The 704-nt window shown below is 69.5% G+C and carries 2 protein-coding genes; both read right to left on the reverse strand.

The window, feature by feature from the left end; translation table 11 throughout:
• Window positions 1-452: phage tail tube protein (locus ABFX50_RS50900; protein ID WP_346158544.1), on the reverse strand; the 452-nt coding region annotated here is incomplete at its 3' end.
• The gene (locus ABFX50_RS50905) at window positions 452-670 is read right to left on the reverse strand and encodes a hypothetical protein (protein WP_310283835.1); all 219 of its coding nucleotides are present in this window, start codon (window positions 668-670) and stop codon (window positions 452-454) included. The genes ABFX50_RS50905 and ABFX50_RS50900, both read right to left, overlap by 1 nt.
• Between the last annotated feature and the right edge of the window lie 34 nt (window positions 671-704).

Below are 704 nucleotides of genomic sequence, written 5' to 3' on the forward strand. Positions count from 1 at the left end.
GAGGTGATCGCGAAATCGACGGTGATCTGCGCGGGGTCGCCGCCGACGTTCAGCGGCTTGGAGATGGCGACGACCTCGACCGGGTAGATGTCGCACAGGAGCCCGGCGGTGTCGCCGCCGTGCGCGATGAGGATGAAGCCCTGGTCGCCGCGAGACAGGAGCGACCGGATGTCGGTGGTCGCCTTGTCCGCGTAGAACATGAACTGGGAGTCCTCGGGGTCGATGCGTCCGGCGATGCGCGAGGTGAACTTGCGCTTGAGGTCCGGTGCGGGCACGCGGTTGGCCGAAACGGCCCAGCCGGGGGCGTCGGCGACTTCCCCGGTGAGGTCGGTGCCGGCGTTGATCTCGACGCGGGTCGGGGAGGCGAGCGTCGAGATGGTGTCGATCCAGTACGTGACCGCGGTACCGGGGTGGATGTACCGGTTCGAGGTTGTGAGCGCTGCGGGCGGCATTAGACGGCCTCCTCATCTTTCTTGTCGGTGGCGTCGGTGCGCCGGTTCGAAGACCGCTTGGGGGCCTTCGGCTCTTCGGTGTCGCCGGCGGGGGCCGGTTCCTCGTCGGGTGCGACTTCCCAGCCGCTGGCGAGCCGCGGCCCGGTCTTGTTCGCGCGGACGCGGATGGGCTGGCCGGGCAGGTCCGGGTGCCGCATGGTCACGAAGTCGTCGCTCATGCCTCCGCCACCTCGACGGTCACCGTCGTGGCGG

The sequence above is a fragment of the Nonomuraea recticatena genome, assembly GCF_039533245.1.
GTDB classification, from domain to species: Bacteria; Actinomycetota; Actinomycetes; order Streptosporangiales; family Streptosporangiaceae; genus Nonomuraea; species Nonomuraea roseola.

Bases quoted from the DNA above. Each gene is read 5' to 3' on its own strand.
- ABFX50_RS50905 (WP_310283835.1), bottom strand. From the start codon at position 670: ATGAGCGACGACTTCGTGACCATGCGGCACCCGGACCTGCCCGGCCAG.